The organism is Stenotrophomonas sp. VV52 (genome assembly GCF_002893095.1).
GTDB lineage: Bacteria > Pseudomonadota > Gammaproteobacteria > Xanthomonadales > Xanthomonadaceae > Stenotrophomonas > Stenotrophomonas aracearum.
This window is the reverse complement of the sequence record NZ_PKQQ01000010.1, coordinates 78,072-96,735: the sequence shown is the minus strand read 5'-3', so window position 1 is coordinate 96,735 and position 18,664 is coordinate 78,072. Positions and strand designations below refer to the sequence as shown.

Sequence of the window (18,664 nt, the reverse complement as noted above, 5' to 3'; positions counted from 1 at the left end):
CATTGCCGCCCGGGGCAGGTAAAATTGTCCCGGACCCTGTACCCCGAGCCTTCCATGACCTGCCGCACCCGCTTTGCCCCCAGTCCCACCGGCTACCTGCACATCGGCGGCGCCCGCACCGCGCTGTACTGCTGGCTGGAAGCGCGCCACCGTGGCGGCGAGTTTGTGCTGCGCATCGAAGACACCGACCGCGAGCGCAGCACCCAGGGCGCCATCGACGCGATCCTGGAGGCGATGGACTGGCTGGGCCTGGGCTATGACGAAGGCCCGATCTACCAGACCCAGCGCGTGGCCCGTTACAAGGAAGTGGCCGAGCAGCTGGTCGCCGACGGCAAGGCGTACTACGCCTACGAAACCCGCGAAGAGCTCGACGCGATGCGCGAAGCGGCGATGGCGCGCCAGGAAAAGCCGCGCTACAACGGCGCCGCGCGCGAGCTGGGCCTGCCGTACCGTGACGACCCGAACCGGGTGATCCGCTTCAAGAACCCGCAGGAAGGCACGGTCGTGTTCGACGACCTGATCAAGGGCCGCATCGAGATCGCCAACAGCGAGCTCGACGACATGGTGATCTTCCGTCCGGACGGCTTCCCCACCTACAACTTCGCGGTGGTGGTGGACGACTGGGACATGCGCATTTCCGAAGTGATCCGCGGCGACGACCACATCAACAACACCCCGCGCCAGATCAACCTGTACGAAGGCATTGGCGCTCCGGTGCCGAAGTTCGGGCACATGCCGATGATCCTGGACGAGCAGGGCGCCAAGCTGTCCAAGCGCACCGGCGCGGCCGACGTGATGCAGTACAAGGACGCCGGTTACCTGCCCGACGCGCTGCTCAGCTACCTGGCCCGCCTGGGCTGGTCGCACGGCGACCAGGAGCTGTTCAGCCGCCAGGAGCTGATCGACCTGTTCGACGTGACCCACTGCAACTCCAAGGCCTCGCGCCTGGACATGGCCAAGCTGGGCTGGGTCAACCAGCACTTCCTGAAGAGCGAAGACCCGGCCAGCATTGCCCCGCACCTGGTCTACCAGCTGAACAAGCTGGGCCTGGACCTGGCTGCCGGCCCGGCCCCGGCCGACGTGGTGGTGGCGCTGCGCGACCGCGTGCAGACCCTGAAGGAAATGGCCGAAAAGTCCGTGGTCTGGTACCAGCCGCTGGTCGAATACGACGAAGCCGCGGTGGCCAAGCACTTCAAGCCGGGCGCCGAACTGGCGCTGGGCAAGACCCGCGAGCTGCTGGCGGGGCTGGGCGAGTGGACCTTGGACGGCGTGGCGGTGGCCCTGGATGACGTCGCAACGGCGCTGGAGATCGGCATGGGCAAGGTGGCGCAGCCGCTGCGCGTGGCCATCACCGGCACCCAGGTCAGCCCGGATATTTCGCAGACCGTGTTCCTGGCCGGGCGTGAAGAGGCCTTGAAACGCATCGACGTCGCACTTACTAAAGTACCGACCGCCTGACGCCAGGAGACCGCGCATGTCCGCCAAGACCGCTTGTACCGCCCCCCATCACCACGTTCACGATGCCTCGGACTTCGTGAAGGTGGTGGAGCGCGTGTGCACGGAACGCGGACTGCGGCTGACGCCGATCCGCGCCAACGTGCTGCGCCTGATCGCCGAGGCCGGCAAGCCGGTCAAGGCGTATGAGCTGCTGGAGTGGGTGCGCAGCGGCAAGGGCGTGGGCGCCGACGCCCCGCCCACCGTGTACCGCGCGCTGGACTTCCTGATGGCCAATGGCTTCGTGCACAAGCTCGAGTCGGTGAACGCCTTCGTGGCCTGCCACCACCCGAGCAGCGCCCAGCACTCGGTGCCGTTCCTGATCTGCAACAGCTGCCACAGCGCAGTGGAGCTGGAAGACCGCGACATCGTCAGCCAGCTGGAGAAGCGCGCCAAGGAGCTGGGGTTCCAGCCGCAGGCACAGACCCTGGAAGTGCATGGTCTCTGCGCCCGCTGCGCGGGCTAGGACACGCATGGCGTGTCCCTACGCGGTTCGCCGCATCGCCTGATCTGGACACGCATGGCGTGTCCCTACGCAACGCCCGCGTAGTGACACGCCATGCATGTCATCGCGGTGCCGGATCATCGCAGTGCCCGAATCATCGCGACGCGTCGGCGGTATTGACCCGAACCACCACCGACATCCCCGGCCGCAACCGCTCTACCAATTTCTGATCCGGATCAATCGCAATCCGAATCGGCAATCGCTGCACCACCTTGGTGAAATTGCCGCTGGCATTGTCCGGCCGCAGCACGCTGAATTCCGACCCGGTCGCGGGCGCGATCTGTTCCACATGTCCGGTCATCCGCTCCCCATCAAACGCATCCACGGAAAACGACGCCGGCTGGCCAATCCGCATGCGCCAGGTCTGGCCTTCCTTGAAGTTCGCCACCACCCAGAGCGTGTCCGGCACCAGGAACAACAGCTGCGAGCCGGCGGTAACGTACTGGCCCAGGCGCACCGAGGCTTCGCTGACCTGACCGTCGCGCGGTGCGTGGATCACCGTATTGGCGAGGTCGATACGCGCCAGTTCCAGCTGCGCCTTCGCTGTTTCCACGCCCGCTTCCAGCCCTTTTCGCGCGACCTGGGTGGAGGTCAGGGTTTCTTCGGCAATCCTGATCTGCGCCTGCGACTGCTGCACCGACGACTGCGCGGCCTGCGCGCTGGTACGGAACTTGTCGCGGTCATTGAGCGCCACCAGTTGCTGGTCGGCCAGCTGTTCGTAACGCTTGAGCTCACTGCGCGAGCGCGAGAGCTCGGATTGACCGGCCGAGAGGTTGGCCTTGGCCGCGCCGATCTGCGCCCGGTTCTGCGCCTGGGCCTGGTCGGAGTTGGCCAGCGCGGCCAGCGCGCTGTCGACGTTGGCCTGCGCCTGCGCCACCTTTTCCTTGTAGATGCGGTCGTCGATGCGCACCAGCGCCTCGCCCTGCTTCACGTGCTGGAAGTCCTTGACCAGCACCTCGGTGACATACCCATTGACCTGCGGCGCCAGCACCGTGATCTGCCCGCGCACATAGGCGTTGTCGGTGCTCACCCAGGTGCTGTTGAACGGCCACAGCGACCACGCGCGCAGGATCAGCGCGATGCCGATCAGCGCCACCACGATCATCACCACCACCGCGCGCGCGCTCGGCTTGAGGTACTTCGGCGCGCCGCCGCCGCTGGGGGCGGCCGCGGCGGCCGGGGCCGGCGCGGCGTCGGTGGGCGGTGGCGGGTTGACGTCGTCGGGGGCGTCGTCGCGCGGGGGCGTGCTGGACATGGGGGACTCAGGGCGAAGGGGAAAGGACAGGGCGCGGGTGGCGCTTGCGCCACTGCTTGAGCACGGCGGTGCGCACCGACAACAGCAGCAGCCAGCCGAGGAAGCCGAGCGCAACGCGCCCGCTGAGCGAGAACACGTCATTGAAGCCGCGCACGTTGGCTTCGCGGCGGGTCACCTGGGCCAGCTGCGCGGTGCCCTGCGCGCTGCGCTGCACCGGGTCGGTGATCTGCGCGGTGTACACCTGCTGCTGCAGCTTCAGGCGCTGCGCAACGACGTTGTCGGCCGGGTCGAGCTGGCTGACCAGCGCGCTGGAATAGACCTGCTCGCGGTGGACCTGGTAGGTGCCGAGCAGCGCAGAGCCGGCCAGCCCGCCCAGGGTTTGGGTGATCGAGACCGTGACCAGGAAGGTGATCATGTGGTCGGTGCCCTGTTTCAGCGCCTGGGTGATGCCGAGCATGATCAGCGGGCCCATGAACATGCCCGAGCCCATGGCCGCCAGGAACTGGCTCAGGAAGAAGTCGTGCGGGCGGTCCTGGCTGGTGCGGCTCTGGTCGAGCAGGGCGGCGGTGCCCAGCAGCAGGATCGCCATCAGCAGCTGCGCGATGATCCGCTTCGGGCCAAACGTCAACGAACTGGTCGCGATGCCGGTGATCACTCCGGCCAGAATGACCGCGAACAACGGTCGCATCTGGTCAGGCCCCATGCCGAGCTGGCGCATCAGTCCGACCACGCCGAACGATTGCTCGGTGGTCAGGAAGCGCAGCAGGAACGCGCCGAGGATGAAGTGCAGCATCGGCAAGGTGGCCAGCCAGCGGATCTGCAGCAGCGGATTGCGTCGGTAGTGCTCCACCACCAGCCCGGCGGTGCCCAGTGTGATCGAGGCGATCAACGCCCAACCCAGCCACGGCGTGTCCAGCCACCAGCGCAGGGTGCCCTGTGCGAGCACCACCACAAGCAGCGCAACCGCAGGGGCAAGCAGCGCGAAGCTGACGAAATCCATCGGCTCGAATACCTTGATCTGTGCACCGGGCGGCAGCTTCAGCATGACCACCGCCGCGAACGCACATAGCGCCAGCCCGGCTTCGAACAGATAAAGGTTATGCCACTGCCCGGTGTCGATCAGGCCCGGCGAGACCAGCCAGGCAATCGGCACCGCCATCTGCGAAATGCCGACGCCGATCACCAGCAGGTTGCCGGTGAAGCGACGTGGCAAAGACTGCAGCATGTACAACGTGCCGAGTGTGCTGCAGGCCGCGCCGGCAAAGCCGCTCGCCGCGCGCATCATCATGGTGGTTTCGAAACTGCCCACGAACAGGTGCAGCACCGCCAGCGCGGCGTACAGCCCCAGGCCGATCTCGGCAAACAGGCGGATGCCGTACTGCTGGCGGAACTTGAAGGCGAGCAGGTTGGCGGTGACGTTGACCATCGCATAGGCCGCCACGAGCCAGCTGCCCTGGGTCGGGGTGAGCCCGAGCTGACCCTGCAGGAACGGCAGATTGGCGGTGACCAGCGCGCTGCCCAAGCCGCCGGTGATGCCGACCAGCAGTGCGACCAGCGCATAGGCCAGGCGGCGGTGCGGTGGATGCCAGGGCATTGACGCGGAGCCGGGCAGGGTCGGCTTTTCGTGTTCCTCCCAGTCGGGAATCGGCTTGAGGTACTCGGGCATCAGCCGCTCCCGTCGACCTGCCCGCCCAGCCCTCCACGCAGCAGCTGCAGGGCGCGCGTGGCCAGCCGTGCGCGTTCGTCCTTGGTCTTGCCGCGCAGCGCGGCGCCGAGCATGCTGGAGATCAGCGAGATGTCGGCCGCCTGCAGGTCCGGGCGGCACAGGCCGGCGTCGATCGCGCGCTGGATCGGCACCTTGAGCAGGGCGTGCACGGTCTGCCGCGCAGCCTTGATGCTGGGTTCGTCCGGATCCACCGCACGCCAGTAGTCGGCCAGCGCCGGCGAATGCACCAGCCGTGAGGCCATGCCCTGCAGCACTTCGAACAGTACGTCGTCGCGGTCGCCCAGGGTCTCGACCTGTCGCGCGATTTTGGCCACGGTGCGATCCAGCAGCGCTTCGATCAGAGCGGTGCGGTCGGGGAAGTTGCGGTACAGCGTGGCGCGCCCGACCTGTGCCTTTTCCACCACCAGGTCCAGCGGTGCGGTGACGCCATGCTGGCCGAACACCGCATCGGCGGCATCCAGGATGAGGGCGCGGCGGGCAGCCGCATCGGCACGTTGACTTTGCATGGGCTATTTTCGGACAGGAATGTCCGTAATGGAAGCCGGGGCAGGCGTTACCGGTATAAGGCGGCTGGGGATGGTCAACGAGGCGTGAATTCAGGGCAACAAAAAACGGGGGCCTTGCGGCCCCCGAAGATCAAGCATGACCCCAGCGGGAATCAGAAGTACGCGCGGATGCCAAAGGCGACACCACGGCCCGGCAGCGGCGAGTAGTCGCGCAGCAGCGAGGTGTGGGCACGGGCCTCGCGGTTGGTCAGGTTGTTGCCGTCCAGGAACACCTCGTAGCTGTTGCTGTCGCTGCGGTCCCAGCGGTAGGCGAAGTGCGCGTCGACCAGGGTGTAGCCGGCGCTCGGTTCTTCGTTCTGGGCGGTGTCCTTCTGGCTGCTGTAACGCACCGCGCCCACCGAGGCGCGCCAGCCGTCACGCGACCAGCGTAGGTCGGCACCGACGCGGGCCGGGGCGATGCGCGGCAGGTAGCCGCTGTTGGCCAGGTCCACGGTGTAGTTGTGGTCGTGGTCGCCATGCGGCACGGCGATGTCGACCGTGCGGCTGCCGCTGCCATCCAGTTCGGCCTTCACGTAGTCGCCGAACACGCGCAGGTCCCAGTCGCCGCTGTTGCCTTCGAACAGGTGCACCAGCGCTTCGGCCTCGGCGCCCTTGAAGGTGGCATCCTGCTGCGTCCACAGGCGCACGGGCAGGCTTTCGACCACGCCGGTGTCGGCCAGGTAGATGAAGTCCTTGAACTTGGTCTGGTAGATGGAGGCCGAGAAGTCCAGGCGGTCGCTGTGGGTGTGGATGCCCAGCTCCACGCGCTGGCCGCGTTCGGTCTTCAGGTTGGCGTCGCCGATTTCCAGCGACCGGGTGGCAATGTGCGCACCGGCGGCGTACAGCTCTTCGTTGGTGGGCGCACGCTCGGAGCCGTCCACGCCAAAGCGCAGGTCGACCGCGTCATTGAGCTTCCAGATGCCCGCTGCCGACAGGTTGGTGGCGTCGAAGGTGCGCGCGCGGTAGTCGCCGGTCGGGTCGAGCTTGACCTGGTCGTGGCGGCCGCCGAGTTCGAGCTTGAACGGACCAAACTGCTTTTCCTGCAGCACGAACACGCCAAGGTTGCGGGTGCCGGTGTCGGGCACGAAGGCTTCTTCGCCCTTGGCGCCGAAGTCGCTGTTGCCGAACTGCAGGCCGAACGCGCCGTCCCAGCCGCCGATCTGCTGCTGCACCGCTTCCAGGCGGCCTTCGATGCCGCGGTTGGTGAAGCGGGTGGAGGGCGTGCCGGCTTCGAGTTCGACGTGTTCGTAATCGGTGTAGGCGGTGCGCAGGTTGATGTTCTTCAGGAACGAAACCGGGTTGTAGATGCCGCCCTTGGCTTCGAAGCGGTTCTGCACCATGTCGATGCGCACGTCGTGCTCGTCGCCTTCTTCCTCTTCGTCGCCATGGTCGTGGTCATGGTCATGGTCGTCGTCGGCGTGCACGTGGGCGCCGTTGGGAATGCCGTAGTTGGTGCGGTAGGTGCTGGCCGAGGCGCCGAAGAAGCCGCCTTCGCCGAGCCAGGTCGCGCCGACGCCGCCGGCGCGGGTGCGGATCGAGCTGTTGTCCAGGGTGCCGCGACGCGGTTCGTCGGTGTCGCCTTCTTCGTGGTCGTGGCCGCTGTGGTCTTCGAGGCCGTCGATCACGGCGTAGCCGGGAATGCGGTAGTCGTCGCCGTTGCGCACCAGGCCGTCGACATGCAGCACCCAGTTGCCGTTGACGCCGTCGAGCCGGAACATGCCGCTGCGCTCGTCGTTGACCGAGTTGCCACGCAGTTCAGCGCGGCCGCTGAGCGGGCGGTCGGGCAGGTCGCGGGCGATGCGGCCGTCCACCACGTTCACTGCACCACCGATGGCGCCGCTGCCGAACAGCAGGGTGGCCGGGCCCTTGAGCACTTCGATCTGGTCGGCCAGGAACGGTTCGATGCTGGTGGCATGGTCGGCGCTGACGGTGGAGGCATCCATGTTGCCCATGCCATTGGAGAGTACGGCCACGCGCGGGCCCTCCTGGCCGCGGATGATCGGGCGGCCGACGCCGGGGCCGAAGAAGGTGCTCTGCACGCCGGGCAGCTTGGCCACGGTGTCGCCCAGGGTGCCGGCCTTTTGTTCATCCAGGCGTTCGCCGGCGAGCACGTCGACCGGACGCGCCAGCGATTCGGCATCGCCCTGCAGCGGGGTGGCGGTGACCTTGACTGCGGACAGTTCGGTCAGGTGGTGGTCACGTTCGCCGGCATCGTCGGCGGCTATGGCCAGGGAGGGAACCAGGGCCACGGCGAGGGCCAGGGAGAGGGCGTGCGGCGTGAGGGAGCGGGAAGAACGCATGGTCGAAGGGTCCGTCAGTCAAATGTTATAACGTATCAAGCATGGGGCGCGCCGATCCCCGGAGAAGTGGGGGGTGGAGGCAGGAAACGACAGGGGAGGGAGTGCGCGTCGGGATTGATGTTATATTATTCCATATCGTTTCGCCGCCCTGCTGGAAGTCATGCCCCTGCTCTCGCGCCTCCGCCATCTGCTGGATCGTTTCGGTTCCACCGCCTCGCTGCTGTGTGCAGTGCACTGTGCGGTGCTGCCCGTACTTCTGGCCGCGGCGCCGTCGCTGGGGCTGTCCGTTTGGCTGGGTGACGAGGTGGAGCTGGCACTGGTGAGCTTCGTGACCCTGCTGGGTCTGTTCAGCCTGGTGTGGGGTTACCGCCGCCACGGCGCGCTGCGCGCGCTGGGCTTCCTGATTCCGGGCCTGACCGCGCTGTGGGCGGGGCTGCTGTATGGGCCGCTGCATCATGCGCCGGTGCCGCACGCGGTGGTGATGACGCTGGGCGGGGTGCTGGTGGGCGTGGCCCATCTGGTCAACCTGCGCTTGAACCATGGGCACGTCCACGACGCGAGCTGTGCGCACTGAGGGGCTGTGATAGTCTTCTTGATCGTGCGCGGGGGCGTCTGAGAGACGGGCCCGCCGAACCCGTGCCAGCACGGGGTAATCAGAATTCAGACTTAAGGAGTTGACGACATGGGTAAGGGTGACCGCAAGACCGCCAAGGGCAAGCGCTACAACGCCAGCTACGGCAATTCGCGCTCGCATGTGGTGAGCAAGGTGGCCGTGGGCGCAGCTGCGCCGGTCGCCAAGAAGACCGTGGCCAAGGCCCCGGCGAAAAAGGCCGTGGCCAAGAAGGCTGTTGCCAAGGCTGGCTGAGTTTCGCCAAACGCCTGAAGAAGAAACGCGGCGCTTGCGCCGCGTTTTTTTTTGCGCGTGGGCTGGTGCGGACTTAGTGTGTGGAGACGCTTCGAAAGCAGCGTCTCGATTTGTACGTGCTGGGGCGGCCGCCGGGCAGCCCCGCTCCGGGACACGCCGTGAACCCTTCCATGGGGGCTGCTAGAAAACATCCATGTTTTCTAGCGTCCCTCCGGGGGCTACCCGGCGGCCGCCCCCATACATGGTCGTGTCCGGCTGGGAAAAGCAGACACGCATGGCGTGCCCCTACGCAGGTGCGCGGTCGTTCGGTGGTCCCGCTTGGGTAGGGTCGATTCCCAAACGACCGCCGTGAAATTCTCCGCGTCCGGTGACGCATGGAAATAATCGCGGTATCGCAACGTCGGCCAACGGCCGACACCCGCGTTTCCCGTGGCCACCGGCCAACTGTCGAAGGGTCGCACGGTGTCGGTTTGCGGGGGACTCGGCGCCATGGATGGCGTCCGCGTAGCCCCCATGGATGGGTTCACGGCGACCCCGCAAACCGGCACCGGGCGGCCCAAGCCAGGGAAACCGCGCACCCCAGGGTTGTTCGCCCAAATGCGTGAAGCCGGGCGCAGCCCGGCACCAGGTGATCGCACGCAATTAAACGAGCCGCCCGGCGTTACCGCAGCGCCGGCAGCAAGGTTTCCGGGTTTCCGTCGTTAGGGGCGGCAGGAATACCCAGCAGGCGCGTCGTCAGCGGGTAGACGTCGACGTTGTCGAATGCGGGAAGCGTAACGCCCTGCTTGAACGAAGGGCCGTGCGCGATGAACACCGCGCGCATCGAGGGCAGGGCGTTGTCGTAGCCGTGCGAACCGCGGTCGCCCGGTTCGCGCTTGGCCAGGCGTTCGCGCTTCAGCGCGTTCCAGCCTTCGTGCATCTGGCAGATGATCGGCGGGATGCGCGGATTGGAGCCGTATTCCCAACGTGCTGGCAGCGTCTGCCGCGTCCAGCAGTCGTAGGTGGCGTGCTTGCCCAGCAGGATCTTTTCGGCCGCGGCCTGCTTTCCCGGCATTGGCGCAAAACCTATCGACTGGCCCGTGGAAATGTTCGTGGCGATCGTCGGATCCACCATGTCTTCCACCGCGATGGTCTGGCCATCGGGCACCTGCGCCATGCCGTGGTCGGACAGCACGATCACGTTCGTGCCGGTGTCCAGTCGACGCGCAGCAAGGCCGTCCAGCAGGCGGCCGATGGCCGCGTCCACCGCCACGATCGCGGCCGCATATTCCTGCGAATCCGGGCCGTAGTGATGCCCGGCCTTGTCCACCTGTTCCATGTACAGCGTGACCAGGCGCGGCGCGTCCTTGTCAGTCTGCGACAGCCAGCCCAGCACCTGGTCGACCCGATCGTCCAGCGGCACGTCGGCGTTGTACACCCGCCACTGGCTGGGGCGCACGCCCTGGATCGCAGCCTCGCTGCCCGGCCACGACCACGTCGCGCTGCGCACCCCGGCCTTCTCCGCGCCTACCCAGATCGGTTCGCCGCCCCACCAGCGCGAATCGGTCACCGCTGCGGGCAGGTTCACCTGGAACCGGCCCAGGCCTTCCTCCTGCATGCTGTTGTGGATGATGCCGTGGTGGTTCGGGCGCAGCCCGGTCACCAGGGTGTAGTGGTTCGGGAAGGTCAGCGACGGGTAGGACGGGGTCATCCACCGTGCGCGTACGCCGTCCTGCGCGATCCGCGACAGGTTCGGCGTGATGCCCTTGTCCAGCTTGTCCGCACGCAGGCCATCAATCGACACCAGCAGCAGTTTCGGCGCGTGCGCGGCGACCAGGGTGCCTGCACCGGCAACCGCGGCCGGCGGGGTGGGCGGGGCGCTGGCACAGCTGGTCAACGCGAGGGCGGCGGCAAGCGCCAGCGAAAGGCGGACGGAAATCATCCGCCCATCATAGTGGCCCGCAGTGACGCAGCGAAGACAACCAATGGCACGGTCAGGCGAACAGCGGCTGCGTGCGCGACTCCAGTTCCAGCAGCGCCGCCTTGGTTTCCAGCCCGCCGCCGAACCCGGTGAGTGCACCGCTGCTGCCGATCACGCGGTGGCAAGGCAGCACGATCGGCAAAGGATTGCGCCCGTTGGCGGCGCCAACCGCGCGGCTGGCGGTGGGGTGGCCGATATGGCGCGCCAGCTGCACGTAACTCCACGTCTCACCGAATGGAATGTCGGCCAGCGCCTTCCATACCCGCAGCTGGAACGCCGTACCATGCGGCGCCAGCGGCAGCGCGAAGCCGCTGCGCTCGCCGCGCAGGTACTGCAGCAGTTGCGTGCGCGCCTCGCGCATCGCGTTCGCATCGCGCTGCCATTGCGCGCGGCCCTTGGCGTCGTAGCGGTTGTTCTCGAACAGGATGTGGTGGATGCCCTGGCTGTCGCCGGCCACGGTGAGCGCGCCGATCGGACTGTCGAAGGTGTCGTAGAGCAGGTTCATGCGGTTACTCCGAAGCGGACGTGGCCAGATGCCACAGGTGCAGTACGGCGTAGGCACGCCAGGGTCGCCAGGCCTGCGAACGGGCCTCGGTGGCGCGTTCGCTCAGGCGGGTGTCGCCGCCGAGCACCTGCTGCAGCACCAGGTCGCCGGCGGGGAAGGCATCGGGCAGCGCAAGCGCGCGCAGCGCGATGTAGTGCGCGGTCCACGGCCCGATCCCGGGCAGCGCCACGCAGCGTTCGATGAAACTGTCCAGGCGCTGGCCGGCATGGAAATCCAAGCGGCCTTCGGCGACCGCCGTGGCCACCGCGCGCACCGTGGCCGCACGCGTGCGCGGCAGGCCGATGCTTCCCAGCGGCGCCTCGGCCAGCTGCGCCGGGCTCGGGAACTGACGGTCCAGGCCCTCGGGCATGCCCTCCAGCGGGGTGCCGAAGCGGTCGACCACGCGACGCGCCAGGGTGATCGCCGCGGCGACGCTGACCTGCTGACCGAGCACCGCGCGCACCGCCACTTCAAACCCGTCCCAGCCACCCGGCACGCGCAGTCCCGGGCGCTGCGCGATCCCGCGCGCCAGCAGCGGGTCCTGCGCCAGGGTGGCGTGCACGATGCGCAGATCGGCATCGAGGTCGAAGATGCGCCGCACCCGGCGCACGATGCCCGGAATCGCGCGCGGGTCGACCTGGCCCAGCTGCAGCAGCAGTTCGGGCCGGCGCGGATCGGCGGTCACGCGGATCACCGAGGGGCGCTCGACTGGCCCGATCACGCGCTGGTAGCTGCTGTCATCGATCTGCTCGATGCCCGGAATGCAGCGCCGGCGCAGGAACCCGAGCATCGCACTGAAATCCAGCGGTGGCCGGTAGCCCAGGCGCAGCGTAAGCGCGCCGTCGGCCAGCGTGCCGCGTTGACGGCGGATTGCAGTGGGCGGCATGCCGCAGCCTTCCACGAACGCGGCGTTGAAGCGGCGCAGGCTGTTGTAGCCGGCGGCCATCGCCACGTCGGTGACCGGCAGCGCGGTTTCGGTCAGCAGCTGCTTGGCCAGCAGCAGCCGCCGGGTGGCATGGATCTGCGCCGGGGCGGCGCCGAGCCGGGCCACGAACAGGCGCTGCAGCTGTCGCGCGCTCAGGCCCAGCCGCGCGGCCAGGTCGCCGACCGCCGCATCCTGCAGGTAGCCGTCGTGGATCAGCGCGAGCGCGCGCTGCAGGGTTTCGTTGCTCAGCGCGTCCTGCGCTTCCGGGGCCAGTTCCGGGCGGCAGCGCAGGCATGGGCGGAAGCCCGCGGCAGCGGCTGCGGCGGCGGTGGGGTAGTAGTCCACGTTGGCCGGTTTCGGCGCCGGTGCCGGGCAGACCGGGCGGCAGTAGATCCCGGTGCTGCGCACGGCGGTGAAGAACACCCCGTCGAAGCGCGCATCGCGGGCCAGGCGGGCGCTTTCGCAGGCGGCGTAGTCCAGGGGCAGGGCGGCGTTCATGGGGCCAGCATAGGCCCAGAGACCCACCGCCGCTCGCCATTTTCGGACACCTATGCGGGGGATTCAGGGCAGGTTGCAGCGCAGCGCCCCGGCGGAACTAGACTGTGGGTCCACGTGCCGCATCCGGCACGCCAGTAATCGGGATCCGGGGATTCATGGTGTTCAAGTCGTACGCGGTGTCACTGCTCCTTTGCCTTTGGCTGGCTGCCTGCAGCCAGCTGGAAAACCCCGGCAACGTCACTGCGGCCGACAAGGCGGTACGCGCGCAGACCGCCGACGGCGACCACATGGTGTCGTTCAACGCCGCCGACGCACCGCCGGCACCCGCGCTACCGCCCAAGCGCGGCGAACAAGGCTGGCCAGAGGTGATGCTGGACAACGGCAAGGCGTGGATCAGCTGCGACACCGAATATGCCGACGCGGCCGGCGACGGCGCGCCGCTGGAAGCGCTCGACCGCGCCAGCCTGGAAACCGCCATAGGCCCCTGCGTCGAACGCGGCCTGCTGCGCCTGCGCTACGCCGGCAAGATCAATCCCGGCTTCACCGAACTGGTGGCGCGCGTGGCGCTGGTGGCCGAGGCGCAGCATGTGTCGCGGCGCATCCTTGACCTGGATTCCAGCGGCGGGCAGGTGGAAGCGGCGATCGTCGCCGGCGACCGCATCGGCGAGTCGAACTGGACCATCTGGGTACGCGAAGGCTCGGTCTGCCACAGTGCCTGCGTGTTCGTGCTGGCCGCCGGCGACAACCGGCTGGTGTCGGGCAAGGTCGGCATACACCGCATGATGCGGATCAGTTCGAAGGCCACCTCGCGTGCCGAACTCAACCGCGAGCTCCACGAGGTCTACGACAACGTCAAGGATTACCTGCAACGCAACGGCGTGGCGGTGGGCGTGGCCGACCTGATGATGACCGTGCCCAACCGCAGCCTGCGCCTGCTCAGCAGCGACGAGCTGCGCCAGTTCGGCCTGGACGGCACCAACGCGGTGCAGGACGACCTGGAACGCATCAAGCAGATGCGCAAGTGCGGCGACGATTTCGTGCGCCGCAAGGACGCGTTCCTGGTGGCGTTCGACCAGGACTGCAAGCGCGAGGGCAGCGAGCTGGAGGCGATCACCCGGTGCGGCCAGACCCTCAAGCAGCGCTACGGCTTCCCGGATGCGACCTGCCCGGATGAAAGTCCGTTGTCGGAAATCGATGTATCGATCCTGCTGCCGCCGAGCGACAAGCCGCGCGACGCGGTCGCCGAGCGTACCGCCAGCGATGCCGAGCAGCCGGCGTCGGAGGCGGCCGAACGCAACTGACGGACCGCTCACGGGATTCCCTTACACTGGCCCGTAGTCCACTGCCACTGACGGTGTCCCGATGCGCGTTCCGCTGCTGCTGTCGCTGTTGCTTCCGGCCGTTGCCCTGGCCCAGACCCCGCCGCCGGCCACCCCGGCCCCGGCGCCCGCACGCCCGGCGGCGTCCGCGCCGACCGCTCCGGCTGCGCCGGCACGTCCCGCGCTCACCCCGCAGCAGCAGGCCCAGGTGCAGAAGCAGGACGCCGAAATGGCCGCCGCCGGCCTGAAGGTCGCCCAGCTGGTGGATACCAACCGGGCAGCTGAAGCCTGGAAGGGCGCCTCGGCCATCGCCCGCAAGTCGGTCACCGAGCAGGCCTTCGTGAGCCAGCTGGCGGCCGACCGCACCCGCCTCGGCGCGTTGCAGTCGCGCGGTACGCCGGTGGTGACCCGGGTCAAGTACGCGCCCGGCGCCACGGTGCCCGAGGGCCTGTACATCAACGTCAGCTTCCCCACCCGGTTTGCCAACAATGCCCAGCCGGTGCGTGAACTTGTCTCGTTCCGCCTGGACGAAGACAAGGTCTGGCGCCTGGCCGGTTACAGCGTGCGCGCCGCCGCTCCCTGACACCACGAGGAACATCGCATGGGTATCGAAATCCAGATGCTGGGCTGGGCCATCGTGCTCGGCCTGATGCAGGTGATGCTGGCCGCTGCGGCGGTCACCCGCGAACGCGGCACGGCGTGGAACGCGTCGGCACGCGACGGCACCCCACCGCCTCCGGGGTTGCTGGCCGGGCGCCTGCAGCGCGCCCAGTCCAATTTCCTGGAAACCTTTGCGTTCTTCGCCGCCGCCGTGCTCGCGGTGGTGCTGACCCAGCGCCAGGACGCGACCACCGCGCTGGCGGTGCAGCTGTATTTCTGGGCACGGGTGGTCTACCTGCCGCTCTACGCTGCAGGCATTCCGTACGTACGCAGCCTGGTGTGGCTGGTGTCGATGGCGGGCGTCGTGCTGTTGCTGTGGCGCCTGCTGCACGGCCTGGCGTGAACTGTTGCCGACGCGGCTGATCCAGATCAAGGGCGGCCACCCGCTGCAGCGGTAAGCTTGAAGCTGGACCCACATCGGATAACGGACCATGGCGGACACGCCCGGAATGGATGCGCAGTCAGTGGATGTGCTGGTGGTTGGCGCCGGACCGGCCGGGCTGTGTTTCGCCCGCGCGCTGGCCGGCACGGGCCTGAAGGTGACGGTCGTTGAACAGCAGCCGCGCGCGGCGTTGGCCGACGCCGCGTTCGATGGCCGCGAGATCGCGCTGACCCATGCCTCGCGCCAGATCCTGGAGCAGCTGGGCCTGTGGGCCCGGCTCGATCGGGCTGAAATTTCGCCGCTGCGCGATGCGCGGGTGATGGATGGCGGCTCCCCGTTCGCGTTGACCTTTGCTGCCGGTGAAAAGCATGGCGGCGAGCTCGGTTGGCTGGTGCCCAACCACCTGATCCGGCGCGCGGCGTGGGACAGCGTGCAGGGCCAGGCCGACCTGAAAATATTGGACCAGTGCAGCGTGCGTGGCATCCTGCCCGGCGCCCGCCACAGCACGGTGACCCTGGCCGACGGCCGCGAACTGCACGCGAAGCTGGTCGTGGCGGCCGACAGCCGCTTTTCCTCGACCCGGCGCATGCTGGGCATCGGCGCGCGAATGCGCGACTTCGGCAAGTCGATGCTGGTCTGCCGCATGCAGATCGAGGTGTCGCACCAGCACACCGCGTGGGAGTGGTTCGGCTATGGCCGCACCCTGGCGCTGCTGCCGCTCAACGGCGACCAGGCCTCGGCGGTGATCACGCTGCCGCCGCGCGAAATCGAGGCACTGCTGGCGCAGGACGGGGCCGGCTTCGGGCAGCGGATCAGCGAATACTTCGAACATCGGCTGGGCGCGATGACGCCGGTGGCGAAGCCCATCGCGTATCCGCTGGTGGGCGTGTTCGCCAACGCATTCGTGGGCGAGCGCTGCGCGCTGATCGGCGACGCCGCGGTGGGCATGCACCCGGTCACCGCGCATGGGTTCAACCTGGGGCTGCAGAGCCAGCAGCGGCTGGCCGAGGTGCTGCGCCGCGCCGCGCAGCGGGGCACCGACATCGCCGCGCCGGCCGGGCTGGCCCGCTACGAGCGCGGCCACCGGCTGGCGTCACGGCCGCTGTACGAGGCGACCAATGCGATCGCCACGCTGTACACCGACGACCGCCTGCCGGCGCGCCTGCTGCGCCGGGCCGGGCTGCGGCTGGCGCAGGGGGTCACCCCGTTCCGGCAGCTGATCTCCGCGCAACTGACCCAGCGTTAGGGGGCGTCCGAGTCGGCGATGACGTTGATCACGGTATCGCCGAACTGGACCTGCTGGCCTGCGCGGATCTTGCAGGCCTTGCGCAGCTCCACTTCACCATCAACGGTGACATGGCCATCGCCGATCACGGTCTTGGCTTCGCCGCCGCTGGTGACCAGGTCGGCCAGCTTCAGCAGCTGCTTCAGTTCCACGTAGTCGCGGTCGAGTTCGAATTCCAGGGTCTGCATGGAAGGGGTATCCTAGGGGGCCGGAAGAGGGCGCGTATTGTGCGCCAGGACGGCGTTCCTGCGCGTATCTGTACACGTCGTTCAGGATCCATGCGGTATCATTCCGCCCTGAGCGAGTGAATCCTCCTCCAGACCGAGCAGCGCCAGGGCACGCGATAAGAAAGGGCGCCCAAAGCGCGGACCATCCTTTTTTGTATCGCACTGCCCTGTGAAGGGTAGTGCCTTCGGAGTTCCCCATGTCCCAAGAATCCCCCGCGCCGCTGCTGTTCGCAGACCTCGGCCTGTCCGACGCTGTGATGCAGGCCGTGGCCGCCGTCGGCTATGAAACCCCCTCGCCGATCCAGGCCGCCACCATTCCAGCCATGCTGGAAGGGCGCGACGTGCTCGGCCAGGCCCAGACCGGTACAGGCAAGACCGCCGCCTTCGCGCTGCCGGTGCTGTCCAACCTCGATTTCAACCAGACCAAGCCGCAGGTGCTGGTGCTGGCGCCGACCCGTGAACTCGCCATCCAGGTCGCCGAGGCGTTCCAGACCTATTCCTCGAAGATCCCCGGCTTCCGCGTGCTGCCGGTGTACGGCGGCCAGCCCTACGGCCAGCAGCTGCAGGCCCTGCGCCGTGGCGTGCACGTCATCGTCGGCACCCCGGGCCGGGTCATCGACCACCTGGACCGCGGCACCCTGGACCTGTCCGAGCTGAAGACGCTGGTGCTGGACGAAGCCGACGAAATGCTGCGCATGGGCTTCATCGACGACGTTGAAGCCGTGCTCAAGAAGCTGCCGGAAAGCCGCCAGGTCGCGCTGTTCTCGGCGACCATGCCGCCGCAGATCCGCCGCATCGCGCAGACCTACCTGCAGAACCCGGCCGAAGTCACCATCGCGGCCAAGACCACCACCTCGGCCAACATCCGCCAGCGTTACTGGTGGGTGAGCGGCATGCACAAGCTGGACGCGCTGACCCGCATCCTGGAAGTGGAGCCGTTCGACGCGATGATCATCTTCGCGCGGACCAAGGCCGCCACCGAAGAACTGGCCGAAAAGCTGCAGGCCCGTGGCCTGGCCGCCGCCGCCATCAATGGCGACATGCAGCAGGCGCAGCGCGAGCGCACCATCGCCCAGCTCAAGGAAGGCAAGCTGGACATCCTGGTCGCCACCGACGTGGCCGCGCGCGGCCTGGACGTGGAGCGCATCAGCCACGTGCTGAACTACGACATTCCGTACGACACCGAAAGCTACGTGCACCGCATCGGCCGTACCGGTCGTGCCGGCCGCACCGGTGACGCAATCCTGTTCGCCACCCCGCGCGAGAAGGGCATGCTGCGTGCGATCGAGCGCGCCACCCGCCAGCCGATCGAAGAGATGCAACTGCCGAGCGTGGATGCAGTCAACGACACGCGCATCAGCAAGTTCATGAGCCGCATCAGCGACGCACTCGATGCCGGCGGTACCGAGTTCTACCGCGACCTGCTGCAGCGCCTGGAAGGCGAGAAGAACGTGCCGGCTATCGAGATTGCCGCTGCGCTGGCCAAGCTTCTGCAGGGCGACGCCCCGTTCCTGCTGACCCCGCCGGTGCGTGGCGCGCGTGAAGAGCGTGCCCCGCGCAGCAACGACCGCAACGACCGTGGCGAGCGCCCGGCCCGTTTCGAACCGCGCTTCGAGCGTGGCCCGCGTCGTGAAGACGACCGCGGCCCGCGCCCGGAACGCGATTTCGGCAACAACGACGGTGGCTTCGAACGCGCGCCGCGCCGTGACATCGCCCCGCGTGGTCCGGCCGAGCAGGGCATGGAAACCTTCCGCATCGAAGTGGGCCACGTGCATGGCGTCAAGCCGGGCAACATCGTCGGCGCCATCGCCAACGAAGCCGGCCTGGAAAGCCGCTTCATCGGCCGCATCGACATCCATGACGACTTCTCGATCCTGGACCTGCCGGCCGAAATGCCGGGCGACCTGCTCACCCACCTGAAGAAGGTGTGGGTGTCGGGCCAGCAGCTTCAGATGCGCAAGGTCGAGCCGGGCGAAGACCTGACCCCGTCGGCGCGCCCGCCGTTCAAGCCGAAGTTCGGCCGTGGCGGCAAGCCGGGCGGCCCGGGTGGCCACCGCGGCGGTCCGGGCGGCAACGACCGCCCGCCGCGCCGCGACGGCTTCAAGCCGCGCGGTCCGCGCAACGGCTGATCGTCCAGCGATCTTCCCAACAACGCCAGCCTTCGGGCTGGCGTT

General features: G+C 68.1%; 17 protein-coding genes. 9 read left to right on the top strand and 8 right to left on the bottom strand.

The window, feature by feature from the left end; genetic code table 11:
• Window positions 1–54: 54 nt before the first annotated feature.
• Together gltX and C2U58_RS15790 are read left to right on the top strand one after the other, a co-directional pair.
• A complete protein-coding gene (gene gltX / locus C2U58_RS15795; protein WP_102946727.1) occupies window positions 55–1,458 on the top strand; it encodes a glutamate--tRNA ligase in 1,404 nt (467 codons plus the stop codon).
• A 16-nt stretch (window positions 1,459–1,474) separates the two neighbouring features.
• Window positions 1,475–1,960, top strand: a complete 486-nt coding sequence (locus C2U58_RS15790) for a Fur family transcriptional regulator (RefSeq protein ID WP_068850345.1) — start codon at window positions 1,475–1,477, stop codon at window positions 1,958–1,960.
• A gap of 133 nt (window positions 1,961–2,093) precedes the next feature.
• Here the strand turns inward: C2U58_RS15790 and C2U58_RS15785 are convergent, their stop codons facing one another.
• The 4 genes from C2U58_RS15785 to C2U58_RS15770 all read right to left on the bottom strand — a co-directional run bounded on the left by C2U58_RS15785 (window position 2,094) and on the right by C2U58_RS15770 (window position 7,825).
• Entirely contained in the window at window positions 2,094–3,254 is a 1,161-nt protein-coding gene (locus tag C2U58_RS15785; protein WP_102946726.1) for an HlyD family secretion protein, read from the bottom strand.
• Window positions 3,255–3,261: 7 nt separating this feature from the next.
• Window positions 3,262–4,923: an MFS transporter gene (locus tag C2U58_RS15780; protein WP_102946788.1), complete on the bottom strand. Its 1,662-nt coding sequence runs from the start codon at window positions 4,921–4,923 to the stop codon at window positions 3,262–3,264.
• Window positions 4,920–5,486 carry a TetR/AcrR family transcriptional regulator gene (locus tag C2U58_RS15775; protein ID WP_102946787.1) on the bottom strand — a complete coding sequence of 189 codons (567 nt, stop codon included), beginning with the start codon at window positions 5,484–5,486 and terminating at the stop codon, window positions 4,920–4,922. The genes C2U58_RS15780 and C2U58_RS15775 overlap by 4 nt, the downstream gene beginning before the upstream one ends.
• A gap of 152 nt (window positions 5,487–5,638) precedes the next feature.
• Window positions 5,639–7,825: a TonB-dependent receptor gene (locus C2U58_RS15770; RefSeq protein ID WP_102946725.1), complete on the bottom strand. Its 2,187-nt coding sequence runs from the start codon at window positions 7,823–7,825 to the stop codon at window positions 5,639–5,641.
• Window positions 7,826–7,985: 160 nt separating this feature from the next.
• Between C2U58_RS15770 and C2U58_RS15765 the strand changes: the two genes are divergently transcribed.
• Together C2U58_RS15765 and C2U58_RS15760 are read left to right on the top strand one after the other, a co-directional pair.
• Complete coding sequence (locus tag C2U58_RS15765; protein WP_102946724.1) at window positions 7,986–8,399, top strand: MerC domain-containing protein; 414 nt, start codon at window positions 7,986–7,988, stop codon at window positions 8,397–8,399.
• Between the two features lie 108 nt (window positions 8,400–8,507).
• Window positions 8,508–8,690: a 30S ribosomal protein THX gene (locus C2U58_RS15760; RefSeq protein WP_070208646.1), complete on the top strand. Its 183-nt coding sequence runs from the start codon at window positions 8,508–8,510 to the stop codon at window positions 8,688–8,690.
• A 661-nt stretch (window positions 8,691–9,351) separates the two neighbouring features.
• Here C2U58_RS15760 and C2U58_RS15755 read toward each other — a convergent pair.
• Genes C2U58_RS15755 through C2U58_RS15745 form a run of 3 tightly spaced genes read right to left on the bottom strand, consistent with a single transcriptional unit; the run spans window position 9,352 to window position 12,617 of the window.
• Window positions 9,352–10,611 (bottom strand): ectonucleotide pyrophosphatase/phosphodiesterase, encoded by a 1,260-nt coding sequence (locus C2U58_RS15755; protein ID WP_102946723.1) that lies wholly within the window; start codon window positions 10,609–10,611, stop codon window positions 9,352–9,354.
• A 52-nt stretch (window positions 10,612–10,663) separates the two neighbouring features.
• On the bottom strand, window positions 10,664–11,155 hold the full coding sequence (locus C2U58_RS15750; RefSeq protein ID WP_102946722.1) for a methylated-DNA--[protein]-cysteine S-methyltransferase: 492 nt from the start codon (window positions 11,153–11,155) through the stop codon (window positions 10,664–10,666).
• A gap of 4 nt (window positions 11,156–11,159) precedes the next feature.
• The gene (locus C2U58_RS15745; RefSeq protein ID WP_102946721.1) at window positions 11,160–12,617 is read right to left on the bottom strand and encodes a DNA-3-methyladenine glycosylase 2; all 1,458 of its coding nucleotides are present in this window, start codon (window positions 12,615–12,617) and stop codon (window positions 11,160–11,162) included.
• 158 nt (window positions 12,618–12,775) lie between these two features.
• Between C2U58_RS15745 and C2U58_RS15740 the strand changes: the two genes are divergently transcribed.
• The 4 genes from C2U58_RS15740 to ubiM all read left to right on the top strand — a co-directional run bounded on the left by C2U58_RS15740 (window position 12,776) and on the right by ubiM (window position 16,224).
• Window positions 12,776–13,918: a hypothetical protein gene (locus C2U58_RS15740; protein ID WP_253256765.1), complete on the top strand. Its 1,143-nt coding sequence runs from the start codon at window positions 12,776–12,778 to the stop codon at window positions 13,916–13,918.
• 61 nt (window positions 13,919–13,979) lie between these two features.
• Window positions 13,980–14,519 carry a DUF4019 domain-containing protein gene (locus tag C2U58_RS15735; RefSeq protein WP_102946719.1) on the top strand — a complete coding sequence of 180 codons (540 nt, stop codon included), beginning with the start codon at window positions 13,980–13,982 and terminating at the stop codon, window positions 14,517–14,519.
• 18 nt (window positions 14,520–14,537) lie between these two features.
• The gene (locus C2U58_RS15730; protein WP_102946718.1) at window positions 14,538–14,939 is read left to right on the top strand and encodes an MAPEG family protein; all 402 of its coding nucleotides are present in this window, start codon (window positions 14,538–14,540) and stop codon (window positions 14,937–14,939) included.
• A gap of 88 nt (window positions 14,940–15,027) precedes the next feature.
• Window positions 15,028–16,224, top strand: a complete 1,197-nt coding sequence (gene ubiM / locus C2U58_RS15725; protein ID WP_253256762.1) for a 5-demethoxyubiquinol-8 5-hydroxylase UbiM — start codon at window positions 15,028–15,030, stop codon at window positions 16,222–16,224.
• On the opposite strand, the gene C2U58_RS15720 is transcribed toward ubiM, so the two are convergent.
• Window positions 16,221–16,451, bottom strand: a complete 231-nt coding sequence (locus tag C2U58_RS15720) for an RNA-binding S4 domain-containing protein (RefSeq protein WP_070208654.1) — start codon at window positions 16,449–16,451, stop codon at window positions 16,221–16,223. The genes ubiM and C2U58_RS15720 overlap by 4 nt on opposite strands.
• 236 nt (window positions 16,452–16,687) lie before the next feature.
• Here C2U58_RS15720 and C2U58_RS15715 point away from each other — a divergent pair, with 236 nt between their 5' ends.
• Window positions 16,688–18,619 carry a DEAD/DEAH box helicase gene (locus C2U58_RS15715; RefSeq protein WP_102946716.1) on the top strand — a complete coding sequence of 644 codons (1,932 nt, stop codon included), beginning with the start codon at window positions 16,688–16,690 and terminating at the stop codon, window positions 18,617–18,619.
• Window positions 18,620–18,664 lie beyond the last annotated feature (45 nt).

Bases quoted from the DNA above. Each gene is read 5' to 3' on its own strand.
- C2U58_RS15735 (WP_102946719.1), top strand. From the start codon at position 13,980: ATGCGCGTTCCGCTGCTGCTGTCGCTGTTGCTTCCGGCCGTTGCCCTG.
- C2U58_RS15715 (WP_102946716.1), top strand. From the start codon at position 16,688: ATGTCCCAAGAATCCCCCGCGCCGCTGCTGTTCGCAGACCTCGGCCTG.
- C2U58_RS15760 (WP_070208646.1), top strand. From the start codon at position 8,508: ATGGGTAAGGGTGACCGCAAGACCGCCAAGGGCAAGCGCTACAACGCC.
- C2U58_RS15770 (WP_102946725.1), bottom strand. From the start codon at position 7,825: ATGCGTTCTTCCCGCTCCCTCACGCCGCACGCCCTCTCCCTGGCCCTC.
- C2U58_RS15790 (WP_068850345.1), top strand. From the start codon at position 1,475: ATGTCCGCCAAGACCGCTTGTACCGCCCCCCATCACCACGTTCACGAT.
- C2U58_RS15720 (WP_070208654.1), bottom strand. From the start codon at position 16,451: ATGCAGACCCTGGAATTCGAACTCGACCGCGACTACGTGGAACTGAAG.
- C2U58_RS15750 (WP_102946722.1), bottom strand. From the start codon at position 11,155: ATGAACCTGCTCTACGACACCTTCGACAGTCCGATCGGCGCGCTCACC.
- C2U58_RS15785 (WP_102946726.1), bottom strand. From the start codon at position 3,254: ATGTCCAGCACGCCCCCGCGCGACGACGCCCCCGACGACGTCAACCCG.
- C2U58_RS15775 (WP_102946787.1), bottom strand. From the start codon at position 5,486: ATGCAAAGTCAACGTGCCGATGCGGCTGCCCGCCGCGCCCTCATCCTG.
- C2U58_RS15730 (WP_102946718.1), top strand. From the start codon at position 14,538: ATGGGTATCGAAATCCAGATGCTGGGCTGGGCCATCGTGCTCGGCCTG.
- ubiM (WP_253256762.1), top strand. From the start codon at position 15,028: ATGGCGGACACGCCCGGAATGGATGCGCAGTCAGTGGATGTGCTGGTG.
- C2U58_RS15745 (WP_102946721.1), bottom strand. From the start codon at position 12,617: ATGAACGCCGCCCTGCCCCTGGACTACGCCGCCTGCGAAAGCGCCCGC.
- C2U58_RS15765 (WP_102946724.1), top strand. From the start codon at position 7,986: ATGCCCCTGCTCTCGCGCCTCCGCCATCTGCTGGATCGTTTCGGTTCC.
- C2U58_RS15755 (WP_102946723.1), bottom strand. From the start codon at position 10,611: ATGATTTCCGTCCGCCTTTCGCTGGCGCTTGCCGCCGCCCTCGCGTTG.
- gltX (WP_102946727.1), top strand. From the start codon at position 55: ATGACCTGCCGCACCCGCTTTGCCCCCAGTCCCACCGGCTACCTGCAC.